This is a genomic window from Enterobacter sp. FUJ80071, from assembly GCF_038739915.1.
GTDB classification, from domain to species: domain Bacteria; phylum Pseudomonadota; class Gammaproteobacteria; order Enterobacterales; family Enterobacteriaceae; genus Enterobacter; species Enterobacter kobei.
In genome coordinates, this window is the sequence record NZ_JBBXKH010000001.1 from 2,299,114 (window position 1) to 2,325,408 (window position 26,295).

The window sequence follows — 26,295 nt, forward strand, 5'->3', positions numbered from 1 at the left end:
AGCCTTGCCCGATTTTCTCCCTCTCCCTGTGGGAGAGGGTCGGGGTGAGGGCATCAGCCCGCACAATTTTCACCCGTTCACAATCGCCAGCGTAAACCCATCCCATCCCTTAACCCCCACCGTTTGCAACGCGGTGGCGGTTAAGCGCGGGTTATCTCCAGTCATCTCGATAAAACGCCGCACGCCCTGCACGCGCGCGTCGTCGCTTTGCCCGTTAACGACTTCACCCTCGCGCACCACGTTATCGCCGATAATTACCGTACCGGGAAGGGAATAGTGCAACGCCCATTCCAGATAGCCGGGATTGTTCGGCTTATCGGCATCAATAAAGATCAGGTCGAACGGCGGAACGTCACCAAAATTTTCGAGCGAGCTCAGCGCCGGGCCTTCAATCAGTTCAATGCGATCGTTCAGCCCTGCGAGGTGAATATTCTGACGCGCAATGTCGGCATGTCTCGGGTCGGCCTCGAGCGTGATCAGCTTTCCGTCCGGCGGCAGGGCGCGCGCCATCCAGATTGAGCTATAGGCACCCAGCGTCCCGATCTCGAGAATGCGTCTTGCCTGCGTCATGCGCACGAACAGCGCCAGCAGCTGCCCCTGATTGGCCGCCACGTCGTGTTCGGGCAGCCCGGCGCGCTTGTTGTTTTCCAGTACCTGAATCAGTACGTCATCGTCAGGGATCAGCGAAGAAATCATGAAATTATCTACTGCAGACCACTGTTGTTGCATAGATTGACTCCTTGGGAAGGATTGCCGGGTGGCGGCTACGCCTTACCCGGCCTACGGGTGCGAAATCCAGGACCGGTAAGCGCAGCGCCACCGGGCAGGATTTCAGGCACTGCCCCAGCCGCCGCCCAGCGCCCTGTATAAATCAATCTGCGCCAGCAGCAGGTTATTTTTCACCTGCACGACGCTGGTCTGGACCGAGAACAGCGTGCGCTGCGCGTCCAGCACGTCTAGATAGGAAGAATAGCCGTTGCGATAGCGATTCTGCGCAATGCGCAGCGTCTCCTGCGCCACATCCTGCTGGGCGAGTAGCTCCGTCAGCTGTTCCTGATAGCGCGTAATGGCATCAAGGCTGTTGTTCACTTCCGCAAACGCGTTACGCACGGTTTTTTCATAGGCGTACAGCGCCTGGTTACGCTGGGACTGGGAAATATCCACCTGCGCATTCAGCGCCTGGCGGTTCAGCAGCGGGGCAAGAATACTGCCCCCGGCGCTCCAGAGCTGAAGCGGATTGTCCAGCAGGCCAGAAAGGGTACGATCCTGAATCGATCCGGTGGCAGTCAGGTTGATCGATGGCAGCAGGCTAGCGCGCGACGCGGCAAGGGAGGCATCCGCCGCCACCAGCTGGCGTTCAGCCTGAACGATATCCGGGCGACGGTTCAGAAGCGTGGAAGGCAGCTGCGACGGCAGCTTCAGCGGCGTTAGCCTTGCAAAGCTTTCGCTGCGCGCTACCGCGCCGGGATTGCTTCCCAGCAGCAGGCTAAGCGCATTTTCCTGCTGCGCAATCTGATGCTGTAACACGGGCACCTGCGCCCGCGTTGAACGTAATTCGGAGTCAGACTGCATCAGCTCCAGGCGCGAACTGTAGCCGGTTTCAAACTGACGTTTCGCGAGGTTAAATGCCTCTTCGCGGGACTTCAGTGTGGCTTCAGTCACGCGCAGCTGTTCGTCAAGTGAGAGCAGGGTGACGTACCCGGAAGCCACGGACGAGGCGACGGTCAAATCCGCGGCGGCAGCGGCGGCTTTTTGCGCCTCCAGCGACGCCTGAGCGGCATTCGCCGTGCTGCGGTTGACGCCCCAGATATCAACGTCGTAGCTCGCCGTCAGGCTGCCTCTGTACACCGTACCGTAGACGGGCAACCCGGTCGCAGCGGATTGCGAACGGGCGCGCGTCCCCGTGACGCCCGCGTCAAGCGAGGGAAACAGGCTGCCGTCGGCCGCAAAGACCCGCGCCTGATACTCGTTTATCCGTTCGCGGGCGATCAACACGTCACTGTTATTCTTAAGCGCCTGGTCCACATAGCGGTTCAGGTGGTTGTCATGAAAATTACGCCACCAGAGCTGTTCCGTCGGGCTGGCTGGCCCCGAGGTGGCCCGCCATTGCGCAGGAATGTGCAGCGTGGGCTGCGCCGGTTTGACGTCGACGGACTGGCATCCGGCCAGCATCACCGCCACGACCAGTCCGGCTATCGGACGCAGGATCATGGTTTCGCCTCCCGCGTATCAATTGTTACCTGTACCGACATGCCCGGACGCAGCAGGGCGGATTCCTCTGGCTTACCGAGTACCTCAATGCGCACCGGAATTCGCTGGGCAATTTTGACAAAGTTACCGGTGGCGTTATCCGGCGTGATCGCGCTGAATTCCACGCCGGTTGCGGGAGAGATGCTCTCCACGCGGCCCTGATACGCTTTGTCGTTCAGGGCATCGACGGTGAATTTCACCGGCTGACCAACGCGCAGCTCCGCGAGCTGGGTCTCTTTGATATTGGCAATAACCCAGTGCTGGGGGGGCACAAGGGTGGTGAGATGGGTCCCGGCGGTCACATACGCCCCGAGACGCACGGCAATCTGCCCCAGCTGGCCATCACGCGGGGCCACAATGCGGGTGTTTTCCAGATCGATCTGCGCCAGCTCCAGCGCCGCGTTGGCGTTCTCAACGTCCGCCTCCAGCGCCCCGCGATTGACAATCACCGTCTGCAGATCCTGACGCGACATCTCAAGCGTTGCTTTCGCCTGGTCGATATCGGCGCTGCCCTGAGCCGCGCTTGCCAGGGCGGCATCGCGTTCGCGAACGGAAAGTGACCCATCCGCCGTCAGATCCTTCACGCGCTTCAAATCCGCCTGGGTTTTCAGGCTCTGGGCGCGGGCATTTTTCAGCGCGGCTTCATTTTTGGCAATCGTCGCTTCGGCGCTTTTACGCTGCTGCAGGTTATTATTCAGGGCGGCAATTTTCATCGCCAGCTGCGCCTCGGCCTGATGCACCCGCTGACGGTAGATGCGGTCATCAATCTGCAGCAACAGATCGCCTTTTTTGACCTGCACAAAGTCCTGAACCTTCACCTCTGTGATATAGCCATTCACCTGCGGGCTGATAAACGTCGTTTGCCCCCGCACGTAGGCGTTGTCGGTAAACTGCACGTGTCGGGTAAAGGGCGGTAACTGCCAGGCGTAAAGGATCACCAGCACGCCGACAAGACCGATGGCAGCGGCGGTGAAAACGGAAACAATGCGCACATTTTTGCGGGTGTTGGCCTGCTCTTTGGCGGCATCCTGCTGACTCATAAATTCTCCAGAACTCTTTCAATTACTTGTTGCCGGTGGCGTTCTTCAGCGCCATACGGGCAGTGATGCGCAGACGCAGCAAGCGCCATAAAATCCAGACCAGCGTGGCGGCAGCGATGCTTGCCGTCAGAAGATAAGTATCGTTGTAAGCCAGAATATTTGCCTCAAGGGCGGTGACGCTTTGTAGTTGGGTAATCGCCTGAGTCCCCAACAGCGAACTGTCACCGATCAGGCTTTTATACATCTGGGTATAAAGCTGAATGCGCTCGTTGACCAGCGGGTTGAGCGTGGTGAGCTGGTCTGCCAGCAGGCTGGAGTGGTACTTCTCACGCCAGGTCTGGAAAGTACCGAGGATCGCCGACCCGAGCAGACCGCCGAGGTTCTGGCTCATGCCAAACATGACCGAGAAGCTGACCAGATTACGCGGGTCGGCGATCACTCCGCCAATGGCGGCCAGCATGGCCGGGGCGAGGAAGAAGGCGCTGCCGAAGCCCAGCAGGAACTGGCTGACCATCAGCTGGTCCGGGCGGGTCAGGTTATTGGACTGGCTGTCCAGCAGCGAGGCAATGATCATCAGTGCCAGGGAGGTGATAATCGGCCACGCCAGTTTTGTGGGCTTGATGGTGAGACAGCTGGTGACGATCCCGCAGACGATCCCGGCGAAAATGGACCACGCCAGATGGGTCATCTGCTCATTCTGTAATCCCACATACTGTAACCAGCCAATCACCCCGGTATTTTGCTCCGCCAGCACGATGCGGATCAGCAGCATAATCAGTCCCAGACGGACGATGCTGCCGCTCGACAGCCAGCGGGTATTCAGCAGCGGATTAGTGCGGTTATGTTCAAAGACGATGGCGGACACAATCAGCACCAGCGATAACGCCAGCGACCAGCCGATCCACGGCGCTTCAAACCACCAGTCCAGACGTCCCAGCGACAGCACCGCGCACAGCAAGGCCATGCCCGGCGCCAGCAGAAAGAAGGTGACAAAGTCTTTCTTCTCAGAGACCTTGCGTCGGTCGCCCGGCGGCAGCTTCAGCGCGATCACGCAGGCCAGGGAGATCAGCGCCAGCCCCAGTTCAAAGAAATACAATCCGCGCCACTCGTCCAGCTGGAGCAGTTCAGTCGAAAACAGCCGGGCCAGCGGAATGGCGAGTGACGAGCCGGTAATGCCTATGGTCAGCGCCTTCAGGCGATGTTTCGCCGGCCAGGCCTGGATCTGGTAGTAAATCCCCAGCGAGCTGAGCGCGGCGGCCACCATCCCGTGCGCGGCGCGCACCATCAGCGCTGAGCTGAGATCGTTAACAAACAGATGGAAAAAGGTGACCAGCACATACAGCACCAGAAACCCTTCGGTGAAGGCGCGCAGACCGTACTGCTGGCGGAATTTGACCAGCAGCAGATTGATGGAGATGTTGGTCATCACATAGACCGCGGGCAGCCAGGCGATTTCCGTTGACCAGGCGCCGAAGGTGCCCTGCAGGTTTTGCAGATTGGCGGTCACCACCGCATTACCCAGCGCCCCCGTCAGGCACACCAGCAGGCCCACGACGCCGTAGGCAATCCGTTTGGGCGTGCTGTGTTCAGGTGTGGAAGGCGACCCCAGCAGAGCGGGTTTCTCATGTGGCTGCCACTCGCGAGGAGCATAAGGATCGCGTTCGGGCAGGCGCATAACGTTGTTTACCTTAGAAATAATGGAAAAATGTGTCGACTGGCGATTCTACGTCTGCCGCAAATGATAATTCAAGTGAATATGATTTACGCATGTTAATCAAATGTTGAGAGGGCTTTTAAGGAAAAAGAGCGACACAGCACCCCCGTTGTGTTGATAAGTCGAAGTCGCTACCCTGAGGTAACACTGAGGAGGAGTTCACCATGGTTCAGCCCCATTTCCCCGTCCTGCCGGACGCTACGCTTACGGCCATCAATACTGTCGGTGAATGGCTGGCGCAGGACGATCTCCGCGGCACGTCTCAAACCCCGGATGTTGACGCGGTGATTCTGGCAGGAAACGCGGTGATCCCGACCATTGAAGCAGCCTGCCGTATTGCCGCAGAAAAGCAGGTTCCGCTGCTGATTAGCGGCGGCATCGGTCACTCGACAACGTTTTTGTATGACGCGATCCGTCACCACCCCCGTTATCACCCACTGCCGGCGTCCGGGCGGGCGGAAGCAAGCATTCTTGCCGACATTGCGCGGGAGTTCTGGCAGATCCCCGAGTCGCGCCTGTGGGTTGAAGATCGCTCCACTAACTGCGGAGAAAACGCCCGATTTAGCTGGAACATGCTGAAACAGCACCAGCGAACAAGCGGACGAATGCTGGTGGTGCAGGATCCGACGATGCAGCGCCGTACGATGGCGACATTCGCCCGCGTTTGCCGCGATGAGCCCGTTTCTCCGCAGTGGATTAGCCACCCGGGAATGACGCCAATACTGCAAAACGGCAAAAACGGCGTGGTATTTAGCGAGGGTAACGCAGGGCTGTGGGCCGTTGAGCGTTACCTTTCGCTGGTGATGGGGGAACTGCCGCGTCTGCATGACGATGAGAACGGCTATGGCCCGGCCGGGCGGGATTTTATCGCGCACGTCGAATTCCCTGAGGCTGTCACCGAAGCCTGGAAACAGCTTCAGCAGGATCCGGTCCTGAAGGTGGCGCGTAAAATCATCTGAGCACGGGGCAATCCCCTCGCCCCTTTGGGGAGAGGGTCAGGGTGAGGGGGAATTTCACAGCGCGGCGAACTTATCCAGCGTACGCACCAGCTGCGTCACGAAACCATACTCGTTGTCATACCACGCGACGGCCTTCACCAGTTGCAGGTCTCCCGCTTCCGACACCTCCGTCTGTGTGGCGTCGAATACCGAACCGTAGTGCGAACCAATCACGTCTGACGACACAATTTCATCATCGGTATACCCGAACGATTTATTCCCCTGGGTCGCCTTTTTCAGCGCAGCGTTGATCTCCTCAACGGTAACTTTCTTGCCCAGAATGGCGACCAGCTCGGTGACGGAGCCGGTTTTTACCGGCACGCGCTGCGCGTGGCCTTTCAGCTTGCCGCTGAGCGCAGGGATCACCAGGCCGATGGCTTTTGCAGCACCGGTCGTGTGCGGAATAATGTTCTCAGCTGCTGCCCGCGAGGCGCGTAGATCTTTCCCGCGCGGTCCATCGACCAGCGCCTGGGTGCCGGTGTAGGCATGGATGGTGGTCATGGTGCCCACTTTTATTTCAAACGCATCGTGCAGGGCTTTTGCCAGCGGGGCCAGGCAGTTGGTGGTGCAGGACGCGACGGAAATAATGGTGTCACTGGCGTCAATCGTGTCGTCATTCACGCTATAGACGATGGTTTTCATGTCACCTGCAGGTGCCGAAATCAGCACTTTTTTCGCACCTGCGTCCAGATGTGCCCGGGATTTCTCTTCAGAGGTGTAGAAGCCGGTGCACTCCACGACAATATCCACCCCCGCCGTTTTCCATGGAATATGCTTTGCCTCTTTCTCCGCGTATACCGCAATGGTTTTACCGTCGACGATCAGCGCATCTTCAGTGAAATCTACGCTCCACGGGAAGCCACCGTAGTTGGAATCATGTCTGAGCAGGTAAGCCAGCACTTTCGGGGAGGTGAGGTCGTTGATGGCGACGACAGTATTACTGTCCTGAGTTTCAAGAAGGCGGCGCAAAACAAGGCGTCCAATGCGTCCGAATCCGTTAATGCCAATTTTACTCATTGTGTTCTCCTGTGAACATGTCGATAAGACAGTTTGAACTCATCCAGGCTTAGACCATCACGGACAGGGCGGCAATTGAAGATACTTCATCCGCAGGGAAGTGACTGAAAAGTCATACAGAAAAGTTAATGAATTTTTAAGGAAAGGAGATTATGTTGGCGCAGTGACTGTTTTTTTTCAGGAAATCCCATGCGTACTAAATATTCAAGCCTGCAGATTGCGATTCACTGGCTGGTGTTTTTGTTAGTTGTCGTCGCCTACTGCGCGATGGAGTTTAGAGGCTTTTTCCCGCGTACCGATCGCCCGGTGATAAACATGATCCACGTCTCCTGCGGGATCTCGGTGCTGGTGCTGATGGTGGCGAGATTGCTCATCCGCCTTAAATATCCCGCACCGCCTATTCAGCCGAAACCCAAAGCGATGATCACCGGTATGTCGCATCTTGGGCATCTCATCGTCTATCTGCTGTTTATTGCGCTGCCGCTGATTGGCATTGTGATGATGTATAACCGCGGAAACGACTGGTTTGCCTTTGGCCTGCTGATGCCGCATGCGGCGGAAGGGAATTTTGATCTGGTGGATATGCTGAAGGAGTGGCACGAGACGCTCGCCAATCTCGGCTATTTCTTGATTGGTCTGCACGCGGCGGCGGCGCTAATGCATCACTATTTCTGGAAAGACAATACGCTGCTGCGCATGATGCCGAAAAAGCGTCAGTAGTCTTTTCGCCCGGAGGCGCTTCGCTTGCACGGGCCTACAAACGGCTCAAACTCGTAGGCCGGGTAAGCGCAGCGCCACCCGGCTTGTTTTTTAACCCAGCAGCGCACGCTCTTCAGCCGTTAACGCCAGCGTCTGCGTTGTCCCGGTCTCTGATGATTTCACCGCCGCTTCCAGCACAGCCATGACCGCTAACGCCTCGACAGGGTGAACGGGATGGGGGATTTCCCCGCGCAGCGCATCACGCACATGGATGTAATACTGGCGCTGGTCGCCTTTCGGTGTGGCAACGGTCTGCGTTGCACCGTCTGCCCCGAAGAACACCATGCTGTCGCTGTCTTCTCCCCAGGTTTCGCTGCCGGGGATCACTCCCGCAAGCAGTTGTGCTTCCTGCTGATCGATTCTGGCCTTTACCACGCTGCCTTTATCCCCGTGAACGGTAAAGCGGGCCGTCCCGCCAGCGACCAGCATGCTGGCGTGCAGAATAACCTTGTGCGCCGGGTAATTTAAAACCACGTGCGCCCAGTCGTCGATCTCCGCACCCTCGCGCAGCGTCGCGATATTCCCCTGAACCGACTCAGGCAGGCCAAACAGCTGTAGCGTCTGGTCGATCAGGTGCGGCCCCAGGTCAAACCACAGACCGCTACCGGGAACGTTCTGCTCGCGCCAGCGCACGCGGACTTCCGGACGGAAGCGATCAATATGCGACTCCAGGTGCTTGACCTTGCCGAGCGTGCCTTGCGCAATAATCTGTTTAATGCCGAGGAAATCGCTGTCCCAGCGGCGGTTATGAAAAACAGAGAGCAGGAGCTGTTTTTCATCCGCCAGCGCGATCAGGTCGCGGGCTTCCTTCATATCGAGGGTAAAAGGCTTATCCACGACGACATGTTTCCCGGCGTTCAGGGCCAGCGTAGCCAGCGGGGCGTGAGTGGCGTTAGGCGAGGCAATCACCACCACGTCGATATCAGGATGCTGAATAGCCTCTTCCGGTGTCGCGACCACAAGCACATCCGGAAGATCGCGTTTTACCTTCTCTTCATCACGGGAAGAGACCACCGCCAGCCTAAGCCCGTCCACGGACTGGATCAGCGGAGCATGGAAGGTTTTACCCACAAATCCATACCCGATCAGCGCAATGTTGATTGTTTGAACTTTACTCATGACCTTCTCCACGTTATTGCGCGCATACGGTGACCTGTAATGCGCCAGGGTCCCCAAGCTCAGGCCAGGGACGATCTAAAAAGAGTTGATGAATGTCGGATAACCCCGAAACCAGATACGGTTCACAGCGGTTAACTTTCAGATGGTCGGCCACGATCCAGTGTTCATGGCTTGCGGCGAGCATCGCACGTTTCACCTCAGCATCGGCCTCTTTACCGGCACTCAGACCGAGTTCGGCATGAATGGCGCACGCCCCAAGAATGGCGATATCTGCCCGATAGCGGGAGAGCAACGACAACGTGGCGCTTCCGGCAAACAGGCGCTGTTTCGGGTCCCATTTCCCGCCGAGCAGGATCAGATCAATGTTTTCCCGGTCGCTAAAATGCTGGGCGATGTCCAGCGAAGTGGTGATCACGGTGTGAGGCCCCTGAAGAAAGGTCGCGACGGCCATCACCGTGCTGCCGGCATCCAGAAAGAGGGTGGAACCGGCTGGAACCGCCTGCGCGACCTGTTTCCCCAGGCGTTGCTTGCTTTCAGGCAGCAGCGTGTTGCGGCCCTGACGATTCATGGCGGAAAGATTAAGGGCGATAGCGCCACCGTGGTTCTTCTGGGCCAGCCCCTGATTTTCCAGGTCGGTGAGATCCCGACGGATGGTATCTGCTGAAACCTGCAGCTTTTCTGCCAGCTCAGTAATGCTGGCCTGACCTTGATCGCTCAAAATATCAAGGACATAACGTTGACGTGCGGTCTTGTGCATGGCTGCACTCCTGCAAAATGTCGCAATAATTCGCATAATACAGCATTTTTGCGCAGAGGGAAGCAGGGGAATGGGGTAAGCGGTCGGGAGGTGCAGTCATTCCGGTAGGTGATTATTACATTTGTATTAAGCAGATATCATTAAGCCGTTTTGAATGTTAACCACAGTGTTATTGTTATGTTTTATTTAATGATTTGGGTTATGTAACCATTATAATACCATTGCATAGAATAAAACTCTGTAAATAAGATTTATAGTAGCTATTAATCTCTTACTTTAGTTTTTTAATGGATTTTTATTTTGGTGCGAGGTCGGTAATGACTTAAATTGACACTTCTTTGAAAATCTTTGTGTCTGACGCTCTTCGAAATTAACGCAAAAATGTACAGAGAGCAGATTAGGAATTTTCCTCAAATAACAGAGGGTTTATATGTTTCATTTGAAATGCCCTTTTTATGGTTTTGTCCAGAAACCCCATCTTTTTTCTTATTTGTAACACCACATTAACATTGTGGGTGTAGTGGCCTATACCACATTTTGTTATGCTGCAAATCAGTTTAAGAAATAAGTAAATTCTTAATTGAAATAAGACGACGGACTTTCTCACTTCCAATGGAAATGGGTATGGGGGAGTTTTACCTGAAATTCAGTGAGGACGCTAAAGAAGATATTTGTCTAATTATCTATACCTCTTTTTGGGTAATTGCCTGAGTTTGGCTCAGAGTCAGGGAGATAAAAATGACGATATTGCGAAAGCCTATGTTACGCCGATTTACAACAGCACTGGCATTAATTTCATTCGCCATAAATACGGCTTATGCCAATAGTCACCAGGCAGGGATTGCCGCAGTGGCAAAGACGACCTTAAAAGAAAGTATTCTTTTTGCTATCGATCGCGATCCCTCAATTAGTCAGCAGGCCGCGCAATTAGGTATTGGTCAGGCGCAAATAGATGAAGCGCGTAGCGGCTGGATGCCACAAATCGCGTTGAACGGGAGCACGGGTCATAGCCAGACCACCGATTCCAGCGGATCGCTGAAGAATTCTGCGGCCTGGGGGATTAGCCTGACCCAGCTGCTGTACGATTTCGGGAAAACCAATAACAGCATCAGCCAGTCTTCCGCCCAGCGCGATAGTTACCGCTACCAGCTGATGAGTACGCTCTCTGATGTGGCGGAGAAAACGGCACTCAGCTACGTGGAAGTTAAACGCTATTCCGATCTGCTCCAGGCGGCAAAGGACAACGTTCAGGCGCTTAAAAATGTTGAGCAACTGGCAAAACTGCGTGCGGATGCAGGGGTGAGCTCCACTTCCGATGAACTGCAGACCCGCACGCGTATTGCTGGCATGCAGGCAACGGTCGCGCAGTATAACGCCGCCTTAAACAGCGCCCGCGCAAGGCTTGCGGTCTTAACCGGGATGCAGGCTGACGCTTATTCGCCCGTGCCTGCGAACCTCGCCGTTGAGCCTGATTCGCTTAACCGCATTGATTATTCCTTGATACCCACGGTGTTAGCGGCGCAGAACCGGGAGCGTTCGGCCCAGTACGGCGTGGAAACGGCGAAGTCCCAGCACTGGCCGACCTTAAGCCTGAAGGGGGGGCGTACCCGTTATGAGTCGGACAACCGTTCTTACTGGGACGACCAGATCCAGCTCAATATTGATGCACCGCTTTATCAGGGCGGCGCGGTCTCCGCACGTGTGCGTCAGGCAGAAGGCGCACGGGCTATGGCCTCTTCTATGGTTGATCAGGCGCGCTTCGATGTTCTGCAAAAAGCCTCCGTTGCGCAGGCTGACTGGACCGGTGCACGGGGAAGAATGGAAGCCGGTAAGCTGCAGCTGGAAAATGCACTGCGTGCCCGTGATGTTTATAAAAATGAATACACCCTGAGCAAGCGGAGCATTAATGATTTGCTCAGCGTTGAGCAGGATGTCTGGCAGGCCACGTCGGCAAAAATAATCGCTGAGTATGATGGGTGGAGTTCGGCAATTAATTATGCTTCCGCGGTTGATAATTTAATGTCGCTTATTGGAATAGAGAAAAACGCTGCCGCAAAATTACCCGATTTGAGTTAAAAAAAGACGCGCATAGCTGCGCAAAATAAGACTGAAAATAATGGGTGTTTTTTCCCAGGGATAGCTACATCCATCTGGTGGACATATCCACAGGAATCCGCACACCTGCAAGGAGAAGAATATGAGTAACGTAAAGGTTGTTGATGTCATCATTCGCAAAACGGCAGAAAAAACGAAATTAACCGGAGACGGAAATCTCTCTGTATCCATTTCATCGCCGAGTGTGATTGAGATCCAGGGCTCAGCTCAGGATGTGGTGCGTTATGTCCGCCAGGGTAAAGACCTTCTCATTTATATGAAAGATGGCAGCGTTATTCGCTGTAATAACTATTTTGTCGAAGATCCTGAAACCCATCATCAGTCAGAGCTGGTATTCAACGATCATCAGGAACTGACGCATATTTCTTTTGCCGATGCAGGGGAAGCGTCTGGCGCTGCTGTCACTGAGTTAACCGCCCAGGCCACACCCATTAGCAGCATTGAACCTTTCCTTGAGCAGGAAAGTGTCCTGAGCGATGCGCCGTGGGGCTGGATTGCGGGTGCTGCCCTGGGCGGTGGCGCCATCGGGGCGCTGCTGGCCAACGGCGGTGACGGCGAAACGAAAACGAAAGTCATTGATAACACCAAAGAAGTGGAAAGTGCCACGCCGACCTTTTTGCTGTCGGACAAGGTGGGTGACAAGCAGGGTGTGCTGAGCGCGAACGCGATCACGGACGATAACACCCCGACCTTTAGCGGTAGCGGCCAACCGGGCGCGACCATTCAGATCAAAGACAGCAGCGGAAGCACCATTGCCAGTGCGATGGTGGGTAAAGACGGCACCTGGACGGTAAAACTCCCGACCCAGTCTGACGGAGAGCATACGTGGTCGGTCGTGCAGATCGACGGCAGCAAAACCACCTCTGCAGGCAGCATCACGGTAACCGTCTCCACGGCCGAGGCCTCCATTACGCTGGCGACAACGGCGGGTGACAACGTGATAAACGCCAGCGAGCAGTCTGCCGGTTTTACGCTGTCCGGCAGCAGCCAGCATCTGGCGAAGGGAACCGACGTTTCCGTGACGCTGAACGGTAAAACCTACACGGCGGAAGTGGGGGCCAACGGCGCGTGGAGCGTAAAAGTGCCAGCGGCAGACGCGCAGGCGCTGGGCGATGGCACCTGGACGGTCAACGTCAGCGGCAAAGACGCGGCGGGGAATACCGTGAGCGGAAGCCAGACGATTGGCGTGGATACCGTTGCGCCAACGCTCTCTGTCGATACGCTCGCGCAGGACAATATCATCAATGCCGCCGAGCACAACCAGCCGCTGACGCTGACCGGTAAAACCAATGCGGAAGCCGGACAAATTGTGACGGTAACGCTGAACGGCAAAAACTATAACGCCACGGTGGGCAGCGATGGCACCTGGTCCGTCACGCTTGCCGCCAGCGAGGTGCAGGCTCTCAGTGAGGGCAACCACACCCTGACGGTGAACGTCAGTGACAAAGCGGGTAACGGTACATCAGCGACGGCAGATTTCTCGGTTCATACTGCGGCGCCGGTCATTACCATTCACACCGTGGCGGGCGATGATATTCTCAATACCAGCGAGCAGGGCCAGGCACAGATTATCTCCGGCCAGGTGAGTGGTGCCGCCGCAGGCGATGTGGTGACCGTGACCGTGGGCGGTAAGACCTTCACCGGCGTGGTGCTGGCAGACGGCAGCTGGAGCGTAGGCGTCCCGGCGTCCGTTGTGGGTGCGCTGGGAGAAGGCCACCACACCCTTTCGGTGTCCGTGACCAATGCGGCAGGCAACACCAGCAGCGCCACGCACGGCATCACGCTGAGCGGCAACCCGCCGGAATTCACGATTGACGCCATCAGCCAGGATAACGTGCTGAATGCCCAGGAGGCGATGCAGCCGCTGAGCCTGTCCGGCACCAGCAATCTGCCTGACGGCAGCGCCATCACCGTCACGCTGAATAACGTGAATTATCCGGCCACCGTCGAAAACGGTATCTGGTCCATCCAGGTGCCGGTTTCCGACGTGTTGAATCTGGCGAACACGCTTTACACCGTTACCGTTAGCGGCACCGACAGCGTGGGCAACAGCGGTTCTGCCGAAGCGAATCTGCTGGTGGATACCGTGCTGCCGCAGGTCATTATCAACACCTTTGCAGGCGACAACCTGGTCAATAACGCCGAAGCGGGCGTGGATCAAACCCTCAGCGGTCGCGTTACCGGCGCGGCGGCGGGCGATACGGTGTCTGTTACCGTGGGCGGTAAGAGCTACAGCGCCACGGTAGGCAGCGATCTCACCTGGAGCGTCACCATTCCGTCGGCGGATCTTCAGGCGTTCGGCGATGGTGATTTAACCTTCACCGCATCGGTAACCAACGGGCACGGTAATACCGGCACCGGCGAGCGTGATATCAACATCAACGCTCAGCTGCCGGGTCTGCGCGTGAACACCATTTCCGGCGATGACGTGATCAACGCCATCGAACAGCAGCACGATCTGACCGTCACCGGTGCCAGCACCCATCTGGCTGCGGGCACACAGATTGTCGTTACCATCAATAACGTCGAGTACGTCACCGCGGTTAACGCCAGCGGCAACTGGCAGATTGGCGTTCCGGCGGCGGATCTTCAGGCCTGGACGGCGGGCGAGGTGACGGTCAACGTCAGCGCGAAAGATGCCTGGAACAACACCGTTTCGGCAGAACACCCGATTGAACTCGACCTCAACGCCGTGGCGGTCACCATTGATACCGTCTCCAGCGATGACATGCTCAACGCGACAGAAAAAGGCAGCGATTTAACCCTGTCCGGCCAGACGCAGGGCGTGGAAGCGGGGCAGACCGTGGTGGTGAAATTCGCCGACCAGACCTTCACTGCCCAGGTGCAGCAGGATGGCTCCTGGAGCCTGACCGTACCGGCCAGCGCGATGGACACGCTGATCGACGGTCGCGCACAGGTGAGCGTCAGCGTCACCAACATCAACGGTAACACTGCCGACGCGTCGCGCGTGGTCACGGTGGATACCCTGCCGCCAGCGATTACCCTCGATAACCTGACCGCGGATAACATCATTAATGCGGCCGAAGCGCAGCAGGATTTAGTCTTAAGCGGCAGCAGCACGGCAGAATCGGGCCAGACGGTCACCGTAACGCTGAACGGCAAAACGTACCAGACCACGGTCCAGACGGACGGTACCTGGCAGTTGAGCGTTCCGGCGGCTGACGTTGGCGCTCTGGCCGACGGTATCGTGACCGTGACGGCCAGCGTGAGCGACGTGGCGGGTAACACCAGCAGCGCCGATCGCGTCGGTCTGGTAGACGCAACCGTGCCGCAGGTGACCATCAACGACTTTGTCACCGCCACCAACACCATTAACCAGCTTGCCCATTCTCAGGCGCAGATCCTGAGCGGCTCCGTGACCGGCGCGGCAGCGGGCGACCGGGTGACCATCACCATCAACAATGTGGATTACACCACCGTGGTGGATGCGGCGGGCAACTGGAGCCTCGGTCTGCCAGCGTCCGTGGTGCAGGGGCTGGCCGACGGTACCTGGACCATCGACGTCTCCGTGACCGACAGGTCCGGTAATACCGGAAGCAGTTCGCTGGATGTGGTGGTGAATACCGTGACGCCGGTCATCGGTATTAATACCCTGGCAGCAGATGACGTGATCAATGCGACCGAGAAAGGTCAGGATCTGCAACTCTCTGGTACCAGCAACCAGCCGGAAGGAACCCGTATCACCGTCACCCTGAACGGCATCGACTACACGGCTATTGCCGATGCCAGCGGTAACTGGAGCGTCATCGTACCGGCGACGGCAGTAGGTGCGCTGGGCGAAGCGCATTACACCGTGACGGCGAACGTGACCGACAGCGTGGGCAACAGCGCCTCTGCAAGTCACGATGTGCTGGTGGACAGTTCGCTGCCGGTTGTGACGATCAATACCCTGGCGGGCGATAATATCGTTAACGCAGCGGAGGTTGCGGCAGGGCAAACCCTGACCGGTAAAGTGACTCACGCGGCGCCAGGTGACACTGTCACGATTATCCTTGGCGGCCAGACATACACGGCCACCGTGCAGGACGATCTCACCTGGAGCCTGCCGTTAAGCGAGGGCCAGTTAACCGCGCTCGGCAATGGCGATTTGACGCTGTCAGCCAGCGTCACCAACGCCCACGGTAATACCGGCTCATCCTCTCTTGACTTCACCATCGACGCCCAGCTTCCTGGACTGCGTATTGACACCGTGGCGGGCGATGACGTGATTAACATCATCGAACACGGTCAAAACCTGATTGTGTCCGGCTCCAGCACCGATCTGGTCGCGGGCAGCACCGTCACGGTAACCATTAACGGCAGCAACTATTTCGCCACCGTGCTGGCGGACGGCACCTGGAAGGCGGCGATCCCGGCCGCGGATGTGTCGCAGTGGGCGGAGGGTGCGCTCGATATCAAGGCAAGCGCACAGGATATCTCCGGCAACCCGGTGACTATTGGCACCGTTGTGGATGTCGATCTCGCGCCTGTCGCCATCACTATCAGCAGCGTGACCGACGATAATGTGCTGAACGCGGCGGAAAAAGGTCAGGATCTGCTGCTTTCCGGCACCACCTCTAATGTGGAAGCGGGTCAGACCGTGACCATTACCTTTGCGGGTAAAACCTGGACCACGACCGTGGATGCCAACGGCGACTGGACGTATACCGTACCGGCAGCCGATCTGAGCGGCCTGAAAGACGGCGACGCCAGCGTGCAGGTTAACGTCACCAACGCGAACGGCAACGCGGCGTCTTCGGCGCAGGAATTCAGCGTCGATACCACTGCGCCAACGGTCAGCATCAACACCATCAGCAATGATAATATGCTCAACGCGGCTGAGGCGGGGCAGGATTTGACCCTGAGCGGCTCCACCACGGCCGAAGCCGGCCAGACGGTGACGGTCTCGTTCAACGGCAAGCAGTACACCGCGCAGGTGCAGGCGGACGGCAGCTGGACACTCAACGTGCCGGCGGCGGATCTGGCAGGCATCAGCGACGGTAACGCCACGGTCACGGCATCGGTTTCCGATAAAGCCGGTAACCCGACAAGCGCGGATGCCTCCGTTCTGGTGGATACCACCGTGCCACAGATTAGCTTCAACATCGTCGCGGGCGATGACATCGTGAACATTGCTGAGCACGGTCAGGCGCTGATCGTCTCCGGTAAGGTGACGGGCGCGCAGGCGGGCGATGTCATCACGGTGACCCTGAACGGGAAAGACTACACCGCAATGCTGGATGCGTCCGGGAGCTGGAGCGTGGGCGTTCCGGCAACGGACGTGGGCGCGCTGGTGAACGGCAACCTGACGATTGCGGCGACACTCACCGATAAAGCGGGTAACAGCACCACCGCAACGCATGACGTTGAGGTCTCCCTGACCGCGCCGGTGATTGCCATCAATACCCTGGCGGTTGACGACGTGATCAACGCGGCCGAAAAAGGCCAGGACCTGCTGGTTTCCGGCAGCAGTAACCAGCCGGACGGCACCACCATTACGGTGACCCTGAACGGCATCAGTTACACCGCCATCACGGACGCCAGCGGCAACTGGAGCGTCACCGTACCGGCGGCAAACGTCTCGGCGCTGGGCGAAGCGAGCTACGCCGTGACGGCAAACGTGACCGACGCGGCAGGTAACAGCGCGAGTACCAGTCACAGCGTTGTGGTCGACAGCGCGCTCCCGGTGGTGACCATTAATCCTGTCGCCACGGATGATGTGATTAATGCGGCAGAGGTCGCCGCAGGCCAGACCCTGAGCGGGAAAGTGAGCGGGGCAGTTAGCGGTGACACTGTCACTATTTCCATTGGTGGCAATATCTACACCGCCACGGTACAGGACGACCTGAGCTGGTCGGTCAACGTGCCGTCCACGATCTTAACCGCCATCGGTAACGGCGATCTGACGGTGTCCGCCAGCGTCACCAACGGCCATGGCAATACCGGCACCGGCGAGCGCGACATCACCATCGATGCCAGCCTGCCCGGTCTGCGCGTCGATACCGTCGCGGGCGACGATGTGATTAACAGCATCGAACATGCGCAAAACCTGATTATCACCGGGTCAAGCGATGGCCTGGCAGCCGGTTCGGCACTCACGGTAACCGTCAACGGAAAAACCTACGCGGCAACCGTGCTGGCAGACGGCACCTGGGCGGCGGCGATCCCGGCGGCAGACGTTAGCGCGCTGGGCGCAGGCACGGTCACCGTAACGGTTAACGGCCAGAGCACGGCGGGCACGCCGGTCACCATCAGCCACGACGTGAAGGTAGATTTGGCCGCAGTCGCCATCAGCATTAATCCGATTGCCACCGACGACGTGATTAACGCGACGGAAAAAGGCGCGGACCTGGTCCTGTCCGGCTCCACCACCAATGTGGAAGCTAACCAGACCGTCACCATCACCTTCGGCGGCAAGTCGTACACCGCGACGGTCGATGCCAGCGGCAACTGGACGACCACCGTACCGTCTGCCGATTTGGGCAGCCTGAAAGACGGCGACGCCAGCGTACAGGTGAGCGTGACCAACGTGAACGGCAACAGCGCGTCAGCTGGCCGTGAGTACAGCGTGGACGCGACGGCGCCGACGGTCTCGATTGACATCATCAGCGACAACAACATCATCAATGCGGCCGAAGCGCAGCAGGATCTGGTCATTAATGGCGTGACCAACGCCGAAGCGGGCCAGACGGTGACGGTCACGCTGAACGGTAAAGACTACACCACCACCGTAGCGGCAAACGGCAGCTGGAGCGTAACCATGCCGTCTGCGGATCTGGGCGCGATTGCTGACGGTAACTACACCGTCAGCGCCGCCGTCGAGGATAAAGCGGGCAACCCGGCCTCTGCCGATCGCGACGTGCTGGTTGATACCACCGTTCCACAGCTGACCATCCACACCGTATCCGACGACGATGTGATCAACAGCGCCGAACATGCGCAGGCGCTGATTGTCACCGGTTCTGTGACCGGCGCGGCGGCGGGGGATGTGGTCACCGTGACGATCAACAACAAATCGTACACAGCCACTCTGGATGCCTCCGGCAACTGGAGCGTGGGCGTACCGGCGGCGGATGTGACCGCGTTGACCGCGGGAGATTACACCATCACCGCGGCGCTGACCGATAAAGCGGGCAACAGTAACAGCACCTCACACAGCGTGGAGGTAAACCTGAGCGCGCCGGTGCTGACCATTGACACCGTTTCCGGTGACGATGTGATCAACAGTTCAGAGAAAACCCAGGATCTGACGATCTCCGGTACGGCTTCCGGCCTGGCGGCAGGCGCGGCGGTGACCGTGATGCTCAACGGCAAAGCGTACGGCGCAACGGTGGACGCTAACGGTAAATGGACGACCACGGTTCCGGCGGATCAGGTTGGTCAACTGGGTGAAGCGCTTTACACCGTTACCGCGTCAGCAACGGACGGCGTTGGCAACAGCACCAGTACCTCTCATACCGTGAATGTCGAGTCCGTTCTGCCGGGTGTCATTATCAACACCGTGGCGGGCGATGACGTCATTAACGCGGCGGAAGTGGCTTCAGGCCAGACCATCAGCGGCAGCGTGACGAACGCGGAGGCGGGTAATATCGTCACCGTGACCCTTGGCGGTAACAGCTACACCGCGACGGTGCAGAACGATCTGACCTGGTCCGTGAGCGTGCCGGAGTCTGTTCTGACGGCGCTGGGCAACGGCGATTTGACGGTGTCAGCGACCGTGACCAACGGCCACGGCAATACCGGGGCGGGCGAGCGCGAAATCGTTATAGACGCTAACCTGCCGGGCCTGCGCGTTGATACCGTCGCGGGTGACGACGTGATCAACAGCATCGAACACGGTCAGAACCTGATCGTTACCGGTTCCAGCGACGGGCTGGCGGTGGGGACCACGCTTACCGTGACCCTCAATGGCAAAACGTATGCCGCCTCCGTGCTGGCAGACGGTACCTGGAGCGCGGCAATCCCGGCGGCAGACGTGGGTGCGCTGGCAGCAGGCACGGTCACCGTTACCGTGGCAGGCCAAAGCACCGCGGGTAACCCGGTCTCCATCAGCCACGATGTGAACGTGGATCTGGCCGCGGTCGCCATCAGCATTGATGCGATTGCTACCGACGACGTGATTAACGCGGCGGAGAAAGGCGCGGATCTGGTGCTTTCAGGCAGCACGTCGAACGTTGAGGAAAACCAGACCGTTACCATCACCTTCGCCGGGAAGACGTACACCGCGAAAGTGGATGCCGACGGCAACTGGACGGCTACCGTGCCTTCCGCAGATCTGGCGGGCCTCAAAGACGGCGATGCCAGCGTGCAGGTGAGCGTGACTAACGTGAACGGCAACAGCGCCTCTGCGGGCCGCGAGTACAGCGTGGATGCCACCGCGCCAGCCGTCACCATTGATACGGTCGCGGGCGATAACGTGATCAACGCCAGCGAAGCGTCCGCAGGCGTGGCCATCTCCGGTACCACCACCGCGGAAGCCGGGCAGACGGTTACCGTGACGTTGGGCGGTAAGAGCTACACCGCGCAGGTGCAGCAGGGCGGTATCTGGAGCGTCAACGTGCCGGGCACCGATCTCTCCGCACTGGCGGATAACGGCTATACCGTGCAGGTCAGCGTGAGCGACGCGGCGGGTAACCCGGGCAGCGCGGGTAAAGCGATTACGCTTGATACCACGCCACCGACCGTCAGCGTTAACGTTGTAGCGGGCGATGACGTGATCAACAGCGTGGAACACGGACAGGCGCAGATCGTCAGCGGCACGGCAACCGGCGCGAACGTCGGGGATAAAGTGGTCATTACGCTGGGTTCGAACCAGTACACCACCACCGTTGACGCCAGCGGCAACTGGAGCGTGGGCGTGCCGGCCAGCGTGATTTCCGCCCTGACCGACGGCACAGTGACGCTGAGCGCAACCATTACCGACAGCGCGGGCAACAGCAGCACCCAGACGCACGACGTGGTGGTCAACACCGCCTCCGTGGCGTTGACGGTAAATACCCTCAGCGGCGATGACGTTATCAACGCGGCAGAAGCGGGTAATGCGCTGGTGATTAATGGCTCCAGCGCCCAGTTTGCCAGCGGTACGCAGGTGACCGTGACCCTGAACGGCAAGACCTACACCGCCACGATTCAGAGCGACGGCACCTGGACGACTACCGTCCCGGCCGCCGACGTAGGCGCACTGGCCGATGGCGCACGCTATCAGGTGTCTGTTTCGGCGCAGGACAGCGCGGGTAACAGCGCCTCGGCAACGCACGACATCAGCGTAGATACCACCGCGCCGGTGGTAAGCATTGCGACGCTGTCGGGTGACGATGTGCTGAACGCGGCAGAAGCGCAACAGCCGCTGACGGTTCACGGTGCCTCCAGCGCCGAGGCCGGCCAGACCGTTACCGTGACGCTGGGCGGCAAAACCTATACCGCTACCGTGGCCAACGACGGCACCTGGACGCTGGACGTACCCGCGGCGGATCTGGCCGCGCTGAGCCAGGGGGCGCTGACGGTGACCGCCTCGGTCGACGACAAAGCCGGGAACAGCGGTCAGACGACGCACACCTTAACGGTGGATACCGTTGCGCCGACCGTGACCATCAGCACCGTGGCCGATGACGACATCGTTAACAATGCCGAGCAACTGGCGGGCCAGACCATCAGCGGTACCACCACGGCGGAACAGGGCCAGAAGGTGACCGTCTCCTTCAACGGGCACAGCTATCAGGCCACCGTCGGGGCAGACGGATCGTGGTCGGTCTTCGTGCCGGGCCGTGACTTCCTCGGCCTGAGTGACGGGCAGTACGCGATTACCGCCACGGTGAGTGATAAAGCGGGTAACCCGGGCAGCGCAACGCACGACGTAACGCTGAACGGTGACGTCCCAACTATCACCATCAACACCTTTGCGGAAGATGACATTGTCAGCGCCGCCGAACACGGCACGCCGCTGGTCATCAGCGGCACCACCGACGCGCCTGCGGGCCAGACGGTGACCATCACGCTGAACGGTAAAACCTACACGGCGACCGTTCAGAATGACGGCACCTGGCGCTATACGGTCGGAAGCGCAGACGTGACCGCGCTGGCGGACGGCGGTTCGTACGTCATTAACGCGCAGGTCAGCAACACCATCGGCAACAGCGGCAGCGATAACCACAGCGTCACCGTGGATCTCACCGCGCCGTCGATGGGCATCAGCATTGATTCTCTGCAAAACGACACTGGCCTGAGCGCGAGTGATTTCATCCCCAACGACGCTCAGGTCGTGGTCAACGGCTCGCTGACCGCGCAGCTCGGCAATAACGAGAAGGCGCAGATCAGCCTCGACGGTGGGGCAACCTGGATTGACCTGACCGTGACCGGCACCACATGGCGTTATACGGACGGCCGCACCCTGACCGACGGGACCTATCAGTATCAGGTGCGGGTGATTGATAATGCGGGCAACGTGGGGTCAACGGACAGCCAGGACGTGGTCATTGATCTGACGAAACCGGCGGCAACGACCATTACCGTGGATTCCGTTTCCCAGGATACCGGCCTGTCCGACAGTGACTTCATCACCAGCGACAACCAGATCAGCCTGAAAGGGACGCTCGGCGCGGCGCTGGGCAGCGGTGACCACGCGCAGATCAGCCTCGACGGCGGTCTGACCTGGACCGACGTCAGCGTCAGCGGGCTGAGCTGGACGTATGTCGATGGCCGTACGCTGGCCGACGGAGATTACAACTACCAGCTGCGCGTGATTGACGACGCGGGGAATATCAGCGCCACCACCAGCCAGGTAGTGACCATTGATACCGTCGCGCCGGACGCCAGCAAAACCATCGCCATCGACCGCATCAGCGACGATACCGGCCTGAGCAGCAGCGACTTTATCACCAACGATACGTCCCTGACGCTGCACGGCTCGCTCGGCGCGACGCTGGCTGACGGCGAGTACGCCCAGATCAGCATCGACGGCGGCGTCACCTGGCAGAACGTGATTGTGACCGGCAACAGCTGGTACTACGTCGACAGCCGCACGCTCGGGAACCAGACCTATGACTACTACGTTCGCGTGGTGGATGCGGCGGGCAACGTGGGGGCCAGCGCTCATCAGCAGGTGACCGTTGATACGGTCGCCCCGGATGCGGCGATTACGGTGACCGTGGATAACATTACCGTCGACACCGGGTTTGACAACAATGACTTCCTGACCAGTTCGACCTCGTACACGCTGCACGGCACGCTTGGCGCAGAGCTGGGGGCGGGTGAGTTCGTTCAGGTGAGCATGGATGGCGGCACCACCTGGGTGTATGCCACCGTGAGCGGGACCCAGTGGAGCTACAGCGATACGCGTACCCTGACCGACGGTAGCCATAACTACCAGGTGCGGGTGATTGACCAGGCGGGTAACGTCGGGGCAACCACCTCGCAGGCGGTGACGGTGGATACTCAGGCGCCGCAGTATGGCATCACCATCGACAGCATCAGCGAAGATACCGGTCAGTCCGGGAGTGATTTCATCACGATGGACACCACGCTGACCATTAACGGCTCGCTGGGCAACGCGCTGGCAAACGACGAGCGCGTGCAGATAAGCCTCGACGGCGGGAATACCTGGTCTGACGCCACGGTCACCAACCAGCGCTGGAGCTACACCGATACCCGCGATCTGGCGGACGGCGATTACACCTACCAGGTGCGGATCATCGACCAGGCGGGCAACGTGGGATCTACCGCGTCGCAGGTGGTGACGGTGGATACCACGCCGCCAGACACGGTGGGAACGGTCGTGAGCTATACCGACGTTGAAGGGGAACGTACGGGCACCTTTGGCAGCTCGGTCGCCACTGACGATAACTCACCGGTGATCAACGGGACGCTCAACCGCGCCCCGGACGACGGCGAGATCGTCCAGCTTTACCGCGATGGCGTCTTGCTCGGCCAGGTGACCATGAACGGCAGCGCAAGCTGGTCCTTCCAGGATAACGGCCTGAGCGATGGCAATCACACCTACATTGTGCGTGTCACCGACAAGGCCGGTAACTATACGGAATCGGACGGCTTTGTGCTGAGCGTGGATACCAGCATACCGACCACCACGGCGGCGATTACCGCGCAGACCACGTCGGATACCACGCCGATCGTCAGCGGGACCGTCTCCGCCGATCTGGTGAACGGTGAGTATCTGGTGGTGACGGTGAACGGGAAAACCTACACCTCCCAGACGGGCGGTGCGGTGGTGGTCGATCCGGATCACAACACCTGGTATCTGCAGATCCCGGACAGCGATGCACTGAACGTCGCGAGCTACAGCGTGACGGCGCAGGTGAAGAGCAGCGCGGGTAACGGCAATACCACCGGGACGACCACCGGCAGTCTGGTGATTGACACCACCACGGTGAATACCGACTGGGCAACCACGGCGGGGAACAGCAACAACTCCACCATGACCCTTGGCATGAACAGCAGCGGTCTGTGGAATATCATTGCGAACGGCCAGTCTTACTCCAGCAGCGATAGCTCGACCTATGCCGGAAATACGCTGACCAACACCCGTAATTACTACGTGGTGAGCCAGACCGCCGCTGACTTTGACCGTAACGGCACGCAGGACATTTTCGCCACGGAGAACACCTACGCGGGATCCACGCAGGTGATGTGGACCTACGATGGTAGCACCTATAACGCCAGCCAGCTGGGAATGGGCACCACCATCTGGTACGGCGGCGTGATTGCGTACGACAAAACCGGTGATGGTTATCTGGATCTGGCCTACGGCGATGCGGGTGCAGACTCCATTACGTACCTGATCAACAACAACGGGGTACTGTCGCCGGACGGCACCAACGGCGGCGCAGGTTTCTGGGGACAATTCACCACCATGCGTGAAATCTCCGGCGTTGACCTGAACAACGACGGTACGGTGGATATTGTTCAGCACACCAACCGCAGCGGCGCGTACTCGTTAACCGTAATCAACAACAACGGCAACGGCACGCTCTCTATCGGCCAGAACCTGACCAACGTGTTTGTGGTCAATGCCGCGAACACCACCACGGCGGCGTCCATGACGTGGGCAGACTTCAACGGCGATGGCTACATGGATCTGTACCTGGGCAGCAGCTACAACAACAACGGCGGGGTGATCTACTACAACGACGGCACCGGGAAGCTCTCAACCACCAAGAGCGCGGTGGAAGCCTCTAACGCGTCGGCGGGGTATCTGTCGGTGGCGGTGGACTGGAACGGCGACGGGCAGATGGACATCATCAAGCTCAGCACCTACGGCGCGTCACAAACGGCGACCCTGTTCACCAACAACGGGTACGGTTCCACCTGGACCTCCAGCCAGCTGGCGTCCGGTATCGCCTACGCTACCGGCGTGGCCGCGGTGGACTACAACTGGGACGGCGCGAAGGATCTGCTGGTGTCTCAGCAGAACGGCAAGGTGGTGCTGGTTCAGAACAGCAAAACCATTGCGGACGGCACCGCGATGCATCTGCACATTGTCGATAGCGAGGGTATCAACGCTTACTACGGCAACACGGTCAACCTGTATAACGCCGCAGGCGTGCTGGTGGCCTCGCAGATCATCAACGCCCAGTCCGGTATCGGGTCGAACGATACCTCTGCGCTGGTGAGCTTCTACGGTCTGGATCCGAATGAAACCTACTCGGCAGAGATTGTGAAGATCACCAACGGTGTGTCGGATAACGTCACCTGGAGCGGTCTGGATGCGGGCAACGGCAAAGAGGGCTACGTCCTGACGGCCGAAGCGGCGACCGGCGGCCACAGCGGGACAATCACCGGGACCGGGTATAACGACACCTTCATTGCAGAAGATGGCACCTATACCTACAACGGCTCCGGCGGCTGGAATACCCATTCCGACTACGACACCTGGAGCAACACCGGTGGGATGGACGTGGTGGATTACCGCAATGCGACCTCCGGCGTGACCGTTGACCTGCGCCTTTCAACCGCACAGGACACTGGCTTTGGTACCACACGGCTGTTGAATATTGAAGGCATTAACGGTTCGGACTTCGACGATGTTATCACCGGCAACAGCGCTGATAACCGTTTCGAAGGCCGCGGCGGGAATGACACCTTCAACATCGGCAGCGGCGGTCACGATACGTTGCTCTACAAGCTGATCAACGCGTCGGATGCCACGGGCGGTAACGGTCACGATGTGGTGAACGGCTTTACCGTCGGCACCTGGGAAGGGACGGCGGACACGGACCGTATTGACCTGCGCGATCTGCTCTCAGACAGCGGCTATACCGGCACGGGCTCAGCGAGCTATGTGAACGGCGTGGCGACGCTGGACAGTAGCGCGGGCAATATCACCGATTACATCCGCGTGGTGCAAAACGGCAGCAATACCGAGATCCAGGTTGACCTGGACGGTACCGGCGGCCAGTTCTCGCCAACCACTCTGGTGACGCTGAACGGCGTGCAGACGGATCTGGCGACGCTGCTGGCAAATCATCAACTGTTAATTGCGTAAAACCCTGCCGCGGGGAGCGATCCCCGCGGCCT

General features: G+C 58.8%; 11 protein-coding genes. 4 read left to right on the forward strand and 7 right to left on the reverse strand.

Annotation, left to right across the window (positions count from 1 at the left end; all coding sequences use genetic code 11):
* Positions 1-69: 69 nt before the first annotated feature.
* The 4 genes from AAER43_RS11340 to AAER43_RS11355 form a co-directional block, all read right to left on the reverse strand.
* Complete coding sequence (locus AAER43_RS11340; RefSeq protein ID WP_050863021.1) at positions 70-729, reverse strand: O-methyltransferase; 660 nt, start codon at positions 727-729, stop codon at positions 70-72.
* A 102-nt stretch (positions 730-831) separates the two neighbouring features.
* The gene (locus AAER43_RS11345; protein WP_050863022.1) at positions 832-2,211 is read right to left on the reverse strand and encodes an efflux transporter outer membrane subunit; all 1,380 of its coding nucleotides are present in this window, start codon (positions 2,209-2,211) and stop codon (positions 832-834) included.
* Positions 2,208-3,290 (reverse strand): HlyD family secretion protein, encoded by a 1,083-nt coding sequence (locus AAER43_RS11350; protein ID WP_023338306.1) that lies wholly within the window; start codon positions 3,288-3,290, stop codon positions 2,208-2,210. Before AAER43_RS11350 ends, AAER43_RS11345 begins: the two co-directional genes overlap by 4 nt.
* Before the next feature lie 22 nt (positions 3,291-3,312).
* Positions 3,313-4,965, reverse strand: a complete 1,653-nt coding sequence (locus tag AAER43_RS11355) for an MFS transporter (protein WP_342701935.1) — start codon at positions 4,963-4,965, stop codon at positions 3,313-3,315.
* Positions 4,966-5,168: 203 nt separating this feature from the next.
* Between AAER43_RS11355 and AAER43_RS11360 the strand changes: the two genes are divergently transcribed.
* Positions 5,169-5,963 carry a YdcF family protein gene (locus tag AAER43_RS11360; protein ID WP_050863023.1) on the forward strand — a complete coding sequence of 265 codons (795 nt, stop codon included), beginning with the start codon at positions 5,169-5,171 and terminating at the stop codon, positions 5,961-5,963.
* 54 nt (positions 5,964-6,017) lie between these two features.
* Here the strand turns inward: AAER43_RS11360 and gap are convergent, their stop codons facing one another.
* Positions 6,018-7,019, reverse strand: a complete 1,002-nt coding sequence (gene gap, locus AAER43_RS11365; protein ID WP_050863024.1) for a type I glyceraldehyde-3-phosphate dehydrogenase — start codon at positions 7,017-7,019, stop codon at positions 6,018-6,020.
* Positions 7,020-7,208: 189 nt separating this feature from the next.
* Here gap and cybB point away from each other — a divergent pair, with 189 nt between their 5' ends.
* Complete coding sequence (cybB, locus tag AAER43_RS11370) at positions 7,209-7,739, forward strand: cytochrome b561 (protein WP_014883764.1); 531 nt, start codon at positions 7,209-7,211, stop codon at positions 7,737-7,739.
* Positions 7,740-7,829: 90 nt separating this feature from the next.
* Here cybB and AAER43_RS11375 read toward each other — a convergent pair whose 3' ends face one another.
* Positions 7,830-8,897 (reverse strand): oxidoreductase, encoded by a 1,068-nt coding sequence (locus AAER43_RS11375; protein WP_050863025.1) that lies wholly within the window; start codon positions 8,895-8,897, stop codon positions 7,830-7,832.
* Between the two features lie 13 nt (positions 8,898-8,910).
* Positions 8,911-9,654 carry a DeoR/GlpR family DNA-binding transcription regulator gene (locus AAER43_RS11380; protein ID WP_050863026.1) on the reverse strand — a complete coding sequence of 248 codons (744 nt, stop codon included), beginning with the start codon at positions 9,652-9,654 and terminating at the stop codon, positions 8,911-8,913.
* A 738-nt stretch (positions 9,655-10,392) separates the two neighbouring features.
* Between AAER43_RS11380 and AAER43_RS11385 the strand changes: the two genes are divergently transcribed.
* The gene (locus AAER43_RS11385; protein WP_023337257.1) at positions 10,393-11,730 is read left to right on the forward strand and encodes a TolC family outer membrane protein; all 1,338 of its coding nucleotides are present in this window, start codon (positions 10,393-10,395) and stop codon (positions 11,728-11,730) included.
* A gap of 121 nt (positions 11,731-11,851) precedes the next feature.
* Positions 11,852-26,263 (forward strand): Ig-like domain-containing protein, encoded by a 14,412-nt coding sequence (locus AAER43_RS11390; protein ID WP_057057769.1) that lies wholly within the window; start codon positions 11,852-11,854, stop codon positions 26,261-26,263.
* Positions 26,264-26,295 lie beyond the last annotated feature (32 nt).

Coding starts and splice junctions, on each gene's coding strand:
- AAER43_RS11385 (WP_023337257.1), top strand. CDS start 10,393: ATGACGATATTGCGAAAGCCTATGTTACGCCGATTTACAACAGCACTG.
- AAER43_RS11350 (WP_023338306.1), bottom strand. CDS start 3,290: ATGAGTCAGCAGGATGCCGCCAAAGAGCAGGCCAACACCCGCAAAAAT.
- AAER43_RS11340 (WP_050863021.1), bottom strand. CDS start 729: ATGCAACAACAGTGGTCTGCAGTAGATAATTTCATGATTTCTTCGCTG.
- cybB (WP_014883764.1), top strand. CDS start 7,209: ATGCGTACTAAATATTCAAGCCTGCAGATTGCGATTCACTGGCTGGTG.
- gap (WP_050863024.1), bottom strand. CDS start 7,019: ATGAGTAAAATTGGCATTAACGGATTCGGACGCATTGGACGCCTTGTT.
- AAER43_RS11355 (WP_342701935.1), bottom strand. CDS start 4,965: ATGCGCCTGCCCGAACGCGATCCTTATGCTCCTCGCGAGTGGCAGCCA.
- AAER43_RS11345 (WP_050863022.1), bottom strand. CDS start 2,211: ATGATCCTGCGTCCGATAGCCGGACTGGTCGTGGCGGTGATGCTGGCC.
- AAER43_RS11375 (WP_050863025.1), bottom strand. CDS start 8,897: ATGAGTAAAGTTCAAACAATCAACATTGCGCTGATCGGGTATGGATTT.
- AAER43_RS11360 (WP_050863023.1), top strand. CDS start 5,169: ATGGTTCAGCCCCATTTCCCCGTCCTGCCGGACGCTACGCTTACGGCC.
- AAER43_RS11380 (WP_050863026.1), bottom strand. CDS start 9,654: ATGCACAAGACCGCACGTCAACGTTATGTCCTTGATATTTTGAGCGAT.
- AAER43_RS11390 (WP_057057769.1), top strand. CDS start 11,852: ATGAGTAACGTAAAGGTTGTTGATGTCATCATTCGCAAAACGGCAGAA.